12 protein-coding genes and 1 pseudogene are annotated in these 14,388 nt (G+C 45.5%); 6 read left to right on the top strand and 7 right to left on the bottom strand.

The genetic code is table 11. The features are described from left to right. Nucleotides 1-318: pseudogene (locus POF51_RS24910) on the bottom strand (collagen-like protein); the annotation flags it as partial. A 196-nt stretch (nucleotides 319-514) separates the two neighbouring features. Between POF51_RS24910 and POF51_RS24915 the strand changes: the two are divergent. Continuing rightward, on the top strand, nucleotides 515-1,600 hold the full coding sequence (locus POF51_RS24915) for a DUF5050 domain-containing protein (RefSeq protein ID WP_069851638.1): 1,086 nt from the start codon (nucleotides 515-517) through the stop codon (nucleotides 1,598-1,600). Between the two features lie 42 nt (nucleotides 1,601-1,642). Here POF51_RS24915 and POF51_RS24920 read toward each other — a convergent pair whose 3' ends face one another. Continuing rightward, nucleotides 1,643-2,566 (bottom strand): hypothetical protein, encoded by a 924-nt coding sequence (locus tag POF51_RS24920; RefSeq protein ID WP_069851640.1) that lies wholly within the window; start codon nucleotides 2,564-2,566, stop codon nucleotides 1,643-1,645. 504 nt (nucleotides 2,567-3,070) lie between these two features. Between POF51_RS24920 and POF51_RS24925 the strand changes: the two genes are divergently transcribed. Next, on the top strand, nucleotides 3,071-3,901 hold the full coding sequence (locus POF51_RS24925; protein WP_017251723.1) for a hypothetical protein: 831 nt from the start codon (nucleotides 3,071-3,073) through the stop codon (nucleotides 3,899-3,901). 12 nt (nucleotides 3,902-3,913) lie between these two features. Continuing rightward, entirely contained in the window at nucleotides 3,914-4,096 is a 183-nt protein-coding gene (locus POF51_RS24930) for a hypothetical protein (RefSeq protein ID WP_007723975.1), read from the top strand. A gap of 75 nt (nucleotides 4,097-4,171) precedes the next feature. On the opposite strand, the gene POF51_RS24935 is transcribed toward POF51_RS24930, so the two are convergent. Together POF51_RS24935 and hisC are read right to left on the bottom strand one after the other, a co-directional pair. After that, nucleotides 4,172-5,467, bottom strand: a complete 1,296-nt coding sequence (locus tag POF51_RS24935) for an MFS transporter (protein ID WP_069851642.1) — start codon at nucleotides 5,465-5,467, stop codon at nucleotides 4,172-4,174. 189 nt (nucleotides 5,468-5,656) lie between these two features. Next, the gene (gene hisC / locus POF51_RS24940) at nucleotides 5,657-6,772 is read right to left on the bottom strand and encodes a histidinol-phosphate transaminase (protein WP_069851644.1); all 1,116 of its coding nucleotides are present in this window, start codon (nucleotides 6,770-6,772) and stop codon (nucleotides 5,657-5,659) included. Between the two features lie 229 nt (nucleotides 6,773-7,001). Here hisC and POF51_RS24945 point away from each other — a divergent pair, with 229 nt between their 5' ends. Further along, nucleotides 7,002-8,459 carry an aminotransferase class I/II-fold pyridoxal phosphate-dependent enzyme gene (locus POF51_RS24945; protein WP_069851884.1) on the top strand — a complete coding sequence of 486 codons (1,458 nt, stop codon included), beginning with the start codon at nucleotides 7,002-7,004 and terminating at the stop codon, nucleotides 8,457-8,459. Between the two features lie 30 nt (nucleotides 8,460-8,489). After that, nucleotides 8,490-9,407, top strand: a complete 918-nt coding sequence (locus POF51_RS24950) for a pseudouridine-5'-phosphate glycosidase (RefSeq protein WP_069851647.1) — start codon at nucleotides 8,490-8,492, stop codon at nucleotides 9,405-9,407. Nucleotides 9,408-9,447: 40 nt separating this feature from the next. Here the strand turns inward: POF51_RS24950 and POF51_RS24955 are convergent, their stop codons facing one another. From POF51_RS24955 to POF51_RS24965, 3 genes are read right to left on the bottom strand one after another with little or no spacing between them, the layout of a single operon-like run. Continuing rightward, entirely contained in the window at nucleotides 9,448-10,533 is a 1,086-nt protein-coding gene (locus POF51_RS24955) for a GerAB/ArcD/ProY family transporter (RefSeq protein WP_069851649.1), read from the bottom strand. 12 nt (nucleotides 10,534-10,545) lie between these two features. Beyond that, nucleotides 10,546-11,670: a Ger(x)C family spore germination protein gene (locus POF51_RS24960; RefSeq protein ID WP_069851651.1), complete on the bottom strand. Its 1,125-nt coding sequence runs from the start codon at nucleotides 11,668-11,670 to the stop codon at nucleotides 10,546-10,548. A gap of 2 nt (nucleotides 11,671-11,672) precedes the next feature. Next, nucleotides 11,673-13,193 carry a spore germination protein gene (locus POF51_RS24965; protein ID WP_069851653.1) on the bottom strand — a complete coding sequence of 507 codons (1,521 nt, stop codon included), beginning with the start codon at nucleotides 13,191-13,193 and terminating at the stop codon, nucleotides 11,673-11,675. Nucleotides 13,194-13,454: 261 nt separating this feature from the next. Between POF51_RS24965 and cyoA the strand changes: the two genes are divergently transcribed. After that, on the top strand, nucleotides 13,455-14,360 hold the full coding sequence (gene cyoA, locus POF51_RS24970; protein ID WP_069851655.1) for a ubiquinol oxidase subunit II: 906 nt from the start codon (nucleotides 13,455-13,457) through the stop codon (nucleotides 14,358-14,360). Nucleotides 14,361-14,388: the final 28 nt, after the last annotated feature.

The raw sequence follows: 14,388 nt of genomic DNA on the forward strand, positions 1-14,388 counted from the left end.
AGTGGCCCCTGTAGCGCCAGTGGCCCCTGTAGCGCCAGTGGCCCCTGTAGCGCCAGTGGCTCCAATTGTCCCAGTAGCTCCGGTAGTCCCAGTGGCTCCGGTTGCCCCAGTAGCTCCGGTTTCCCCAGTAGGTCCACCTGCTAGACCAGTAACCCCTGGAATCGTACGAAGAATAGATGGAAGCTTTTCCCCTTCCGCGTTAATGACATGTCCTAACGCCAGCTCTTCTATAGCAATAGAGGACAATAGCATATTAATCGCGTCATCACGTGTGAGTGTTATGGTTGGAGTAATATTCGGCAAATTTGCTTGTGACACGGTTCTCCCTCCTGGAAATCATAAATAAAACTCGTCCCAGTGTTCATATATGTTTGATATATAATTTTCCAAAAATTACTTATATATCTAGAAAAAGTGGGTTTGTTTTGGTATATATAAATCAGTGTTGTCGGATTGTATCGGAATGGGGGATATCTCCGCTGTGGTTATATTAGGCTATGAACGGGAGGCATGCATGGTGCAACATAAAGGAAAATGGATAATCACCATTGCGATGGCAGTGTGTCTGATTGTGGTCTTTGGTTTTGGCACTCAACAAACAATGGCGACTGCGCCAACCAAAAAATCAGTGATAAACGTTTTTGGCAGCGATCCTGTCAATATCAATTCACACCGAAGCTTTGTCGCCGTTCAAGGAGAGTGGATTTTTTATAACAACGATGGCTTATACAAAATCAAAAAGGATGGAAGCTCCCTTCAAAAGTTGAGCAGTGATTGGGCCGATAATCTGAATGTGGTAGGTGACTGGATTTACTATACGCGCAATAAGCCTTTTAAAGAAATCTATCAGATTGAGATGCCCGCTTACGATATCAATGGTACGTATGAAGATGTGATGGAGCTCATGAAAATTAAGACAGATGGCAGTTCGAAAACAGTTATCAAGAGCAGTAGTCTTACGGAAGGGGACCCCAATAACGTACAGAAATTGTATGTAGTGGGAGATATCATTTATTACGCGGATGATTCCGGTCGTTTGTACAGGATGGACATGAACGGCAAAAATCAAAAGAAGCTGCTTGATGAGTTTGAGGAAGTTTATTTCTATCAGGATTGGATTTTTTACACCAATAAGAGTGGTCAACTATACAAAATGAAGCGGAATGGAACGCAGAAAAAGGTAGTAAGCAAAGACAAAGAGCTGACCCTTATCGGTCTGTCTGGTGATTTCATTTACTACACAAAATGGGTAAACGATAAAGGCGTCGTCGATGTTTATAAAATCGGACTAAAGGATGGGAAAACCGCTCTCGTCAAGAAAGGGTTGCCTCCAGCAGAAAATCCGATCATTGTCGCTGGGAAGCATCTATACTACATCTCTGAAATAAAGGACGCACATACGGTAGGCAGAATGAATATGACGGACGGCAAGACAACCCCGCTGTATCCATTAGGTAGCATTTCCAGTCAAGCAATAAACATCGGGGGAGATTTCATCTTTTTTTACGACTATCAAGCTTCCGATCGTGATAAAAAAGAACTATTCAAAGTGAAGATGGGCGAAAACAAAGTGGAAAAGGTAACCCCAAAGGCGAAGTAAGGATAAGAGCCACCCCAAGACGGGTGGCTCTATTGTTATGGGCTAATTCCTCGGGGCATGAAGCTGACTTCTTTTTCTCTCCCAGTTCTTGTACAAAAGCACGGAGCCAAACAAGAATATGGAAGCAACGAGCGCACTGACGGGCAGCATGACTACAATTTCATCAGGGAAGACAAAAGGAAGCAGTGGAAAAGCGTATGCTGCCGGGACATGCATACCTAGGATACGTAACAAAATAAGCATCAAAATCATATCAAGCAAAGTGACTAACACCCACGAATCAATCGCGAAGGATAGCAGCGTTCCAACTGTAGCCGATATGGTTAAAACCAGGCCCAGCTTAAAGGCCATCTTGCCATTGAACATCGGCTTGTGAAGCGATTCATAGACAACGACGAGAATGGGCGGAATAACGGCCAGTTGTGGGTAACCAGCTATCCAACATAAACCGATCCACACGAATATCAAAATCAAGAACACGAGCATATACTGATACGGTATCTTCACTTTCTTCTCCAGTCCGTCATTCCATTTGAAGGCGAGAACGCCGAGCATGATGAGAAAGGAAAAAATGACGACGGAGATCATAAAAGACCATTCAACGGCATTCGTGACCAGAGGTAATAAGCCAGTGGCAAGGGATGGTCCAAAATTCGATTGGATGATTCGTAAAAAGAGCATCATGAGTACGAGTGTGATACTGACTTTTCCAAGGTATGGAAAATCTACTTGATTTATCGCAAATCCGATTGCAGCCGTAATCGACGGAGCCACAAAAATTCTAGAGGGCTGTCTGATCCATCCTGGTTCTCGGTATACCCATATGCCAATTGCCATCGCTGCTATTTCTGGTAGAATCACTTCGGGATCATCGAGTATGACGGAAGCGGCTACCATGAGCAAGATAAGCGCTATGGCAATGATATAGGAAAGAATGGTTTCATTCTTCGCTATCACTGAATTCATTCTGACTAACTCCTTTTCGTTCGGATTATCCTTTATTATGGCAAGGATTGAGGAAGTCAATTGTGCCAATGGGAGCAACATTGTCTGTAACAAAACCGTCACTAACAGTGGAAAAGCAGCACCCAGAAGAGGGTCTAAACAAAATCAGAACGGCATAAGGTATGGGGTATTAGCAAGATGGTTGGAAGGTCATGATGAGCATTTCGTGTTTGATAGCGGTGAAAAATGGGCAGACCAATAAGGGAGCATTACGTTACGAATTACACCCAGTATACCGATAGGGGGAACGTGCAATTGTTGAGTTCATTTAAACCACTGAAGAGAATTGAAGAGAACAGCAAGATTGTACAGCAGACGATACAGTACATAGGTAATCAAAAAGTAAGTACGATTACGATAGAAACGCCTAAAAAACTACCTAAATGTAGGTAGTTTTTTCCTATTTGTAGAATCTAAATAAAATGTTAAAATAATGTAAAACTTTACCAGAAGGAGAGGTTAGAGGTGCTAAAGAATCTCATGCAGAGCAATGTAAAAATTGTTTTTTCTGTTCTTGGCATCTTGTTCGTTCTGGTCTCATGGCTCGTATTTGAATTGTTAAAAGGTTTGCTGCCAGATTTGATAGCAGTCATACATAAGTGGATGTTTCAACCGATAGAATGGCTGTTTATCCTAGCACCGCCACATGAGGAAAACAAGCTAGCTTCATTAGGCTCTGTTCTAGGCCTGTCTATCTTGTATTCCGCCATTTTGGCAGGAATGGTATTCATCGTTTTGTTCATCTGCGATAAGCTTAGAGGGAACGAGATCGAGTTCCAGATGGAAGTGAAATATTGTGAGAAAGAATTGGCCAATGCGATTTACAGTTTGGATGGCAGCGGTCAATCAACAGCTATTATTAATGCGAATGCGATCACGTTCATGAAGGCATTTGAAATGGAAGTAAAGACGATTTATGGATTGAAACCGGACGAGCTATGCTGTTATTGGATCGTACCTACGAATAATGACAAGCAGTTTGAAGTGTTTTACTTAACCGAGTTGAAAGATTTTGACACAGTACGTACTCTATTACTGTCTTCGATGCTTCAAGAGGATTGCCGAATTGCCGATAAACAAGTAAAGGGACGTATTCAAAACACGGACATTGAACAATTTGCAATTGTAAAAAACTTCGGAAAATTCAGGCTTGGATTCGCGGTCGCTGTTTACAAGAATGACACATTTACTCCCGAAAATATGCAGGAGTTCGAGCGGTTGACTACGTATATGTTATTATTAGGATTTGTTACCAAGTTTGTGAATAAGGTCAAAACCTTAAAGAGAGCTAGTTAGGAGTGGGATACGATGAAATTAGCTGAGTTCTTCGCGAAAAGAGGCAACGAAACTGCTGTTTACTCGAAAAATCTCTCTTCCAAGAAGAAGATTCCCAACAGCAAATTTACTCCTGGCTTCGCTAGCTTAAAACAGATTGTAGATGAACATAGTCCGAATGAGCGACATGATAATAAAGTGGTTGGAGGAAAATGACACTGCCTGTGAGCAGTGTTATTTTTTGTTTAGGGGTACTTGGGATAGAGGAAAAGCCACCTGATGAAGGTGGCTTTAGTTTTGGGAGATCTCTACACTGTGCTTGCTTTTTCTGTGTGACCATACCAGGACAGGAACCAGTAACAGTGATATAGCGCCTCCGGCAAGTGAAAGTGTTGCGTAGCTGGCATTGGCGACGACCATACCAGACAGAGCTCCACCGGATGCACCAGCCAAGGCAATCAAGACATCGACCGTTCCCTGCGTTTTCGCACGAGTGGCGGGCTGCGTTGCATCCACAATGAGTGCTGTGCCACTAATTAATCCAAAATTCCAGCCCAGTCCGAGCAGCACAAGAGCCGTGATGAGTAGCGGCATCGAATCGGCTGGCGCAAAAGCAGCAGTCATGCTGGCTGTAAGCAGTATGACACCGGAAGCATAAGCCATTGTGGAGCGACCGATCTTGTCAACGAGTACCCCCGTCAAGAGCGAGGGGAGGTACATCGCACCGATATGAAAACCGATGACGATCCCTACTTCAGAGAGACCATGTCCGTGGTGCTTCATATGTACAGGTGTCATCGTCATAATGGCGACCATGACGATCTGCGTCAAAATCATGACGGTGGCTCCCACGATGATTCCCCGGTTGTTGCTTGCAAGCTGATTCTCATTCAGACAGGACGGGGAGCTCTGATTCATCTGTTGTGCTTCGGCGATTGCTTTCGAAACGATGAACGGGTCCGGGCGAAGCAATACCCAAAATACGAGACCAGCGAGGATAAAGGCTGCGGCACCTAAGATGAAAGGACCAGCCAGTGCGGGGACACCGATGGATGTAGCGAATCGTCCCATGACTTCCACCAGGTTTGGTCCTGCGACGGCCCCGAATGTAGTGGAGACCATTGCGATACTTACGGCAGTCGCTCGCTGTTTAGGCTTTGCCAAGTCTGTGCCTGCATAGCGGGCTTGCAAGTTAGTAGCGGTGCCAGCCCCATACAGAATTAAGGAAGCAAACAGAAGGACAATACTGTTTGCGACGGCTGCGATAACCACTCCAATTGCGCCGATACCTCCAGCTAAGAATCCGCTAGCGAGACCGAAACGGCGTCCAAAGCGTTGAGAGAGTCGACCCACCAGCAATGCAGCGACAGCAGAACCAAGCGTGAGCAATGCGGCAGGGATGCCCGCGAGACTTTCCGAACCGAGCATATCCTGAGCGAGGAGAGCACCTACGGTGACACCTGCCGCAAGTCCTGCACCGCCGAAAATTTGTGAGATGACTACAATCCAGAGCGTTCGTTTGTATAATCTTTGCTGTTTATCTGGGGAGTCGATGTAGCTTTGTAAATCTTCAGGTTTGAGTGACATCTGATCCACCTTTCTATGGAAGAAAGCTTTCGTGAAGTTATGAAATTTCAGTCATCCCTTCGGATGGAAATGACTGGGGAATTTTCATTCAGTATAGTATTGGTGACGGGTAAACACAAGAATAATCCAGCTTCATAAACACTTTGCAAAAGCAAAAACACCGGACATTTTCTATCCGGTGTTTTTTGTTTATTTTCCTACGATAAGCAATAGCTCACGGAGGTTTTGTATGAGAATTTGATTTTCTTCCAGCGTACCTACACTGATTCGAATATGCTCCGGTAACCCCCAAGTGTCTCCGTAACGCAAAATGATTCCTCTTTCCAGCAGCTCTTGATAAATCCTACCCGCATTTGGCCCCCATTTTACCAAGATAAAATTAGACATACTCACGGTATAGGGGATATTCATTTCATCGAATGCATCATACAGCTGCTTGCGGCCTTTGGTGTTTTCCGTAAGGGATTTTTCAAAATGCTCCACGTCCCCAAGGGCGGTAATTGCGGCTGTTTGTGCCAAAGAATTGACGTTAAACGGCTCTTTTACTTTCAGGATTTTTTGGATCACGGATGGGTGAGCGACACCAAATCCGACGCGAATACCGGCAAGCGCGTAAATTTTCGAGAAGGTTTGCAAGACGAGAACAGGATATCCTTGGCGGACAAATTCAATACCCGATGTGTAATCGTCAGTCGTCGCATAGTGACTGTAAGCAGCGTCGAGTACCACAAGCACCCCATCTGGCAATTGGTCTAGCAATGCCGTCAAGTCCTGACGAGACAAATAGGTGCCTGTCGGGTTGTTAGGGGAACAAAGGTAGATTAGCTTTGTTCGAGCCGTAATGGCTGCCAAAATAGCGGAAACATTGAAGGCATAATCGGCCTCAAGTGGAACCGTTTTGATGACAGCGCCCATGAGATGTGCGCCGAATTCATATTCACTAAAGGTCGGCGAAGGCACGACGATTTCGTCCTCGTGCTCCAAATAGGTTTCGGACATGAGCTTGATCAGTTCGTCACCGCCATTTGTGACGATTAAATGCTCCGGACTTAACTCAAGATGATCAGCCAAGTGCTCTTTCAGCGTCGTTGTATGGGCATCCGGGTAACGATGCAGCTCTGGGAGCGCACCGAGAATGGCGCGGATGATTTTAGGGGATGGGCCGAGTGGATTTTCATTTGAGGCTAATTTAATGATAGAAGAGAGTCCGTACATTTTTTTAATCTCCCAAATCGGCATTCCAGGTTGATAGGATTGTATCTTTTCTAGTGCTTTTCGCGATTGTGTCGTGGGCAGTTGTTTCATCTATATGGCCTCCAAAACTTCATGGTAGCAACACTGTAAGTGAAATATCCAACAGTGTAACCAGCCAATTCGTGAAAGATGAAACAGACCAATTACGAGGATGGACACAAATTGGATGGTTCATAAAAGTCAAGATTGGATCATGAAGGAAGGAGCCGCTTATTTTATAATCAGCCCAGAAACATCACTCATTCAAACAACACGGAAGGATAGTGAGGTGGGAAAAATGTTGATTCAAGGGCAAACGCCGCTCTTTAACGGGCTGAGAAAGCATGCCCAGAAGAATCCAATCCAATTCCATATACCAGGTCATAAGAAAGGGAAAGGGATGGATCCTGAATTTCGATGGTTCATGGGAAAAAATGCACTTTCCATCGATTTGATTAACATTGAACCATTAGACGATTTGCATCAACCAAAAGGAATTATCAAGCAAGCGCAGGAATTGGCTGCTGAAGCCTTTGGCGCTGATCACACCATATTTTCTGTTCAAGGCACGAGCGGAGTCATTATGACCATGATTATGGCGGTATGTAATCCCGGTGATAAGATCATCGTGCCACGGAATGTACACAAATCAATCATGAGCGGAATTGTTTTATCCGGTGCGACTCCTATCTTTTTACATCCAGAAATAGACCCTGTCTTCGGGATCTCGCATGGAATCACACCGCAAGCTGTGGAAAAAGCATTGGAACAGCATCCTGATGCAAAGGCAGTTCTAGTCATCAATCCAACCTATTTCGGAATTGCTGGTGACTTGAAGAGTATCGTTCAAATTGCGCATGCCAGAGGAGTGCCCGTACTCGTAGATGAAGCACATGGCTCACATGTTCACTTCCATCCCAAGCTTCCACTATCAGCGATGCAAGCTGGTGCAGATATGGCAGCAAGCAGTATGCATAAATTAGGAGGCTCTCTGACGCAGAGTTCGTTGTTGAACATTCAGGGAAATCTTGTTTCGATTCAGCGTGTACAAGCTATCTATAGCATGCTCACTACGACTTCGACCTCCTATTTACTGCTCGCTTCGCTCGATGTGGCGAGAAAGCGGTTGGTGACATCCGGGAAAGCGCTATTGGATCAAACGATTCAGCTGGCAAACGAAGCACGAGCACAAATCAATAAAATTAATTATTTGTACTGCATCGGAAGAGAAATTATCGGGACAAATGGAGCGTTTGCTCATGATCCGACCAAGCTGGTCATCTCGGTAAAAGACCTCGGCATTACGGGGTATGAAGCTGAAAAATGGCTTCGTGATCGCTATAACATTGAAGTAGAGCTATCTGACCTGTACAACATCGTTTGTATTATCACACCAAGTGATACGAAAGAAGATTTGCAAATCCTTGTCTATGCCTTGGAGGAGCTGGCTGCTGGGGCCGGGGATCAAGGAAACAGAAAAAGCCGCCCGAAAATGCAGCTTCCCAAAATACCGGTACTGGCTGTCACCCCGCGCGATGCATTTTACGCACCGACGGAGATGATTCCCGTCGAACAATCCGTGGGAAGAATCATCGCGGAGTTTGTTATGGTATATCCACCAGGTATTCCGATTTTTATCCCGGGTGAGATCATTTCGGAAGAGAACCTCATCTATACGAAGAAAAACATGGATGCAGGTTTACCTGTACAAGGCTTTGAAGACCCCACGCTACAAACCATACGTGTCATCAAGGAATAACCAAACAACCAGGCATTGGAGGAGAATTCTATGAAACAATATCTCAGCTTTTCGGAAGAGGTCAGACATGCACTTGATCATCAATTACCGATTGTTGCACTAGAAACGACGATTATCTCCCATGGAATGCCTTATCCGCAAAATGTAGAAATGGCGAATGACGTAGAGCAAATCATTCGCAATCATGGTGCTGTTCCGGCAACGATTGGTTTTATGGACGGGCAAATTAAGATTGGTTTGAGTGCGAGTGAGCTGGAAGAGTTCGCGACAAATAAAAATGTGGCCAAGGTTAGCCGCCGGGACATCCCGTATATTTTAGCCTCGAAAAAAATAGGAGCGGCAACCGTATCGGGGACGATGATCGGTGCTGAGTTGGCAGGCATTCGCATGTTTGCAACAGGTGGGATTGGCGGTGTTCACCGTGAAGGGGAAGTGACGTGGGATGTGTCTGCTGATTTGACGGAGCTGGCAGAGACAAATGTGGCAGTCGTATGTGCAGGTTGCAAATCCATTTTGGATATCGGAAGAACACTGGAGTACTTGGAAACGCTCGGAGTGCCCGTTGTTGGCTATCAAACAACCGAGTTCCCGGCTTTTTACTCCCGCCAAAGTGGATTCGATGTGTCTGTAAGCATGGATACGCCAGAAGAGGCAGCTGCGATGTTGGATGCTAAATGGAAACTCGGCTTGAAGGGCGGAGCGGTGATTGCCAATCCAATCCTCGAAGCGGATGCAATCCCTTACGATGAAATCGAAGCGATTATTCTCCAAGCGATGCATGATGCGAAAAGCCAAGGAATCACTGGCAAGCAAGTAACGCCATTCATGTTAGCGAATGTAAAAGAACGAACAGGCGGAAAAAGCCTAGAGGCGAACATTGCACTGGTGAAAAATAATGCAAAGCTCGCTGCACAAATTGCCGTTGCGTTAAACCGAAGCGAATCATAGGAGGAAGGCCGCCTTGGGGTGGCCTTTTTCTTTTGCTTACTCAAGGGTTCTCTATCGCCTTTCTCCCTTTGATCCGGAAGAGGATCAGCAAAAAAATCGGCAGCAGCAGGAGTACGTATCCATACTTAAAATAGACGTGATTAGTCTGCAAGAGTTGTTGATGATTGGAAAAGACGAGTAAAGACAGCAAAAGCGTAACCAAACAGACGGGCAAGCTCAGCTTTTTGTAAGTGGTGGAAAGGAGAAAGGCAAGACATTCACAGATGGCATATAAAAATACCGCTACCCGGATGAAACAGCCTGCTGTCATCGTATATAAACCATAAATGTCTCCCCGGCTTATAAAACCCATTTTTATTTGTCTGACTGTATTTTGTACCGGCCAGTCCAATTTTTCCGAGAGAGGCAGCCCAAATACAGCAATGGCACCCATTAGCATCGATGCGCCCAAAAAGACGTTAAATAACACAAGAAAGGAGAAGCCATTGAAGTCATGACGCACTCCGACCCATTTTGTCTGAAGCAGGAGGACTAAGATCAGTTCCCCCCACAAGGCAACATAGAAAAGCGAGCCCTCCAGAGCAGGTCCCCACCCATTGTCGAGGATCGGCAAAATGCGGGCATAATCTTTTTCTTGCATGAGTGTCAGTCCAACAAGCGGTCCCGTTATCATCGTCATCAAAAAAAAGATAACGGCCATTCTAGCGATGGATTCGATGTTTCTTTGCAGACTGAACCAAATGAGAAGGATGAAGCTCGTTCCGATTGCCCAGAGAGGCGTCTCTGGTAAAAAGGTTATTTTGACGAACTCCTCCAGACCACGCATCGTCGTAGCAGAAGCATACAGAAAATAGGCGAGTAAGATCACACACAAAATGACAGCTGGTGCTCTACCGGCTTTTTCTTCTGTTCCCGTCAGCAACGAGGTGTTTTGAAGTTTACTTCGCAGTATGCTCAACAGCAGGACGAATAGAATGCCACAAGGAATGCTGATCAAAGCAGATATCCAGCCGTCTTTGCCAGCGGTATGAATCAGTGGTTCGATTAGGAAGACGTGTCCCATTATGGGGAGACTTAATGCATGGATTGAGACCCACTGAAATCTTGAAATCGTGCGGACGTCCAACCATCCCACTCCTTACTTTTCACCAAGTTGCTCTGCCAAAAGTCCATTTAAGAGGAGCTTGCTCTGAACATTCACTTTTACGTCTAGCTCTGAAAAGTGAGCGGGCCATTGTTCTTCCCGGGTTTTCCACACTTGTGGATACGCGCGATGCACATATTCATGAAATCCAAAAATATCGGCCTTGTTTTTCTTTGCTACTGCTACAGCCTCATGGATTTCATCTCGAATGACATGATTGACTTTTGTCTGCAACCATTTATACGTCTCTGTGTCCATTGGAATGGGATGATTGAGACTTCCGATATATCCGTGTGGATGGACAGTCACCTGGATATGTAACTGATTATTTTCGAGAATGGGACGGATTTTTGTTTTGGAGCCTATAATCTCGATCGATGCGTATTGTCCCAGTTTCTTTAGTGGAACGATGACAATCGTGCTTTTTATTTTCCCCGTTGTCCACAGTAATCCGCGCACCTGTGTCTCATTGATCGAAGCGATAGCTTTTCCGCCTTTGATTATGACAGCTCCAGCTTCACGGCTTTCTTTCTTCGACTCGATTGGATGACTGATCGGCAGATAGCCTACTTTCTCTTTACTCGCCATCATGCGCATAAGGTCGAGAGAACGTACGGGTGGATATTTGCCATTGGCTCGACTGGCTATCATTTTTTCGTTGATTTGCAACGGCTGGATGTCGTTCGTATTTCCTTTTGTATGCAGGAGTGCTTCCGCTTTCCCTTCGACATAAATGACCCAGTGACGCCCAGATAATTCCTGATCGCGAAAAAATAAATCAAGGGGCCCGATGATATCCTTTTTGGCTGCGTCCGTGCCAATCGCTACGTATTGCATTTGATGATAGCTAAGCTTGTACCCCGAGTACTCGATCATATTTCGGGCCGCGTCAAACATGGTATAGCCTGTCGATTGGATAATCGCGCTTTTTTCCGCCGAGCCTCCATCCGTTTTTCCGCTGCTGGGCTTCATGACGTTCACAGTAAGGACATAACGACCTTCCTCGTTCAAGTCGATTCCAACTGCCGTGACAAATCTTGTCTCAGTGAGCTCGATGTTATTCCAGCAACCCCCTAAAATGACAGTCAGCAAGCTTATCACAGCGGTTAGCGTCTTCATGATCATTCTCCCTTTTGCTTCTTCAGTGGGAAAGGGGTAGCACCAGAGCTCTGTTTGATGAACCAAAGAGGAAAGCGAATAAAGAAGTCCTTCCAATCTTGTAGTTTCAAAGGAGCTAAAGGAGCAAGATAAGGTACCCCAAACGAACGGAGATCGCACAAGTAAATAGCAACCAAATAAAGGACGAGAAAATTGCCGTACAATCCAAGTGCCGAGGCGACAAATATCGAAACAAATCGCAGAATGACTACCACATCAGAAATGGCAGGGAAAATAAACGAAGTGATGGCCGATGCGGCAATGACAATAACCGTCGGTGCCCCAACTAATCCTGCACTAACGGCTGCCTCACCAATGACTAAAGCTCCTACGATGCTGACAGCTTGTCCGATGGGGCGAGGCATGCGAACCCCGGCCTCACGCAGCCATTCATACACGATCGCCATAAGAAGCAGCTCGATGGGCAAAGGGAACGGAACCCCTTCTCTGGCATTGATAAAGCTGAACAACAACGTAGGGGGGACTAAGTCCTTGTGGAAATTTTCGAAAGATATATAAATAGATGGGAGAAATGCTGAGACAAAAAATGCTGCATAGCGAAGCAAGCGCAAAAAGCTGGCATAGAAAGGGCGGGAATAGTAATCCTCCGGGTTTTGAAAAAACTCTTGAAACGTGGCTGGTACCATAAGGGCAACTGGACTGCCGTCCACTAAAATAGCGACACGTCCCTCCAAAATCTTGGCTACCAGGATGTCCGGCTTCTCACTGTTAAAGATGGTTGGGAAAATAGAAAATGGTTCGTCCTCGATCCATTGCTCGATATAGCCGGAGTCCAAGATGGCATCCATTTTTATGACAGATAGGCGCTTTCTCACCTCGTCGACCAATTCTTCCTTCACAATTCCTCGTATGTAGGCTATACAAACCCTTGTATTCGATTGGGTACCGATCCAATAGGTTTCAATTTGGAGATTCGGATTGTGATATCTTTTGCGAATGAGTGAGAGATTTGTGTCAATCGTTTCAATAAAGCCTTCGCGTGGCCCACGAATGACTGCTTCTTTGGAAGGCTCTTCCACACTTCTTTGTCCAAGCGATTTGGCTCCGATAATAATGCATTGTGCTTGGTTATGAATAAAAAGCACGATATATCCGCGGGCAAGCTGCTCGAGTGCTTTTTCAAGCGTGCTTTCCTTCCACGCCATCGAGACATGCAGAACAGCATTCATAATATGATCAACCATGTCCTCGTGGAGATCGCCAATGGTATTCATCAGCGGTCTAATGACATCCCGATCCATTACGTCTTGATTCGTCATACCTTTCAGGAACAGCAAAGATGCTTGTTGTGATTGATTTGTCCCAAGCGAAAAGGTTCGGACCGCCAGATCACTCGTGAACCCAAAATGACTGCGAACGGTGGTCACATTTGCTTGAAGATCCTCCTGTAGGGGAGTTTCTTGTGGTTCCTGGTTCTGTTTGATTTGATGGATGGATAGCTTTCTCCGAAACTTTTTGATCACGTAGCTTCACCTAATCAGTAATGAGATGGAAGTGATCTTAGGGTACCCATCGATTTCCAATTCCATTCGACTAGATAAGGACCTTCTTTTCGTGAGAAGGGTTTTTTTATGTCTAAAAAGTGTCGGAAATGTAGCGGAAGATTGAACATGGCTGGTTGATCCACTTTGTTATTGGCTGGTGACACTCCATTGGTCCGGCTTTAGAGTAAGACTTGTTTCAATAGTACCCCGTGCATGGTGATAGGAGATGAGGACAAGGACATGAAGACGTCCAAGACAGTACGCTGTATGTCATTTTTGTTCATGTTCATCCTGCTGTTCTTGACGACCGGTTGCGCTGATAACTATATCGTGCTCGATCCGAAAGGACCCATTGGTGAACAGCAAAAGGACTTAATGATTTTATCCACGCTTTTAACGTTAATTGTGATTGTTCCTGTACTAATTCTTACTTTTGTCATTGTATGGCGATACCGTGACAGAGAAGGAAGAAAGGCGAAGTACACGCCGAATTGGGAACACAGTACGAAACTGGAAATCATTTGGTGGGGCATTCCCATCATCATTATTACGTTAATTGGGATCGTGACAGTTCAGTACACGTATTCTTTGGAGCCATCTAAACCGTTGGAATCCGAGAAGAAACCGATCACGATTCAAGTGACGAATTTGGATTGGAAGTGGCTGTTCCAATATCCTGAACAAGGCATTGCCACTGTGAACTACGTACAATTCCCAGAGGATACGCCAGTACGCTTTGAAGTGACATCTGACGCCCCGATGAATTCATTCTGGATTCCACAGCTTGGCGGTCAGATTTATGCCATGTCCGGCATGTCTATGACTCTCTACCTGCAAGCAGATGAGCAGGGTGAGTACATGGGATCTGGTGCGAACTTTACCGGAAAAGAATTTGCGAGGATGTTCTTTACAGCGAATGCGACTTCCCAAGAAGACTTTGATCAATGGGTGAATCAGGTGAAAAATACTTCCCCTGGGCTGACGTTGGATGGCTACAAAGAGCTGACCAAACAAGGAACATCGGACGTACGCTATTTCTCCGCTTTCCCTGAAGGATTGTACGAGATGACTGTGACCAAGTATGCTGCTTCACACAATCACGGCTTATCTACGAGAGTGCAACCGCCAGCGCGGGTGAAAGAATAGTCGGTTGAAATTGAAAGAGGGAGGAGAG

Source organism: Brevibacillus sp. AG (assembly GCF_028369215.1).
Taxonomy (GTDB): domain Bacteria; phylum Bacillota; class Bacilli; order Brevibacillales; family Brevibacillaceae; genus Brevibacillus; species Brevibacillus porteri.

Bases quoted from the DNA above. Each gene is read 5' to 3' on its own strand.
- POF51_RS24915 (WP_069851638.1), top strand. From the start codon at position 515: ATGGTGCAACATAAAGGAAAATGGATAATCACCATTGCGATGGCAGTG.
- POF51_RS24920 (WP_069851640.1), bottom strand. From the start codon at position 2,566: ATGAATTCAGTGATAGCGAAGAATGAAACCATTCTTTCCTATATCATT.
- POF51_RS24930 (WP_007723975.1), top strand. From the start codon at position 3,914: ATGAAATTAGCTGAGTTCTTCGCGAAAAGAGGCAACGAAACTGCTGTT.
- POF51_RS24935 (WP_069851642.1), bottom strand. From the start codon at position 5,467: ATGTCACTCAAACCTGAAGATTTACAAAGCTACATCGACTCCCCAGAT.
- hisC (WP_069851644.1), bottom strand. From the start codon at position 6,772: ATGAAACAACTGCCCACGACACAATCGCGAAAAGCACTAGAAAAGATA.
- POF51_RS24950 (WP_069851647.1), top strand. From the start codon at position 8,490: ATGAAACAATATCTCAGCTTTTCGGAAGAGGTCAGACATGCACTTGAT.
- POF51_RS24960 (WP_069851651.1), bottom strand. From the start codon at position 11,670: ATGAAGACGCTAACCGCTGTGATAAGCTTGCTGACTGTCATTTTAGGG.
- cyoA (WP_069851655.1), top strand. From the start codon at position 13,455: ATGAAGACGTCCAAGACAGTACGCTGTATGTCATTTTTGTTCATGTTC.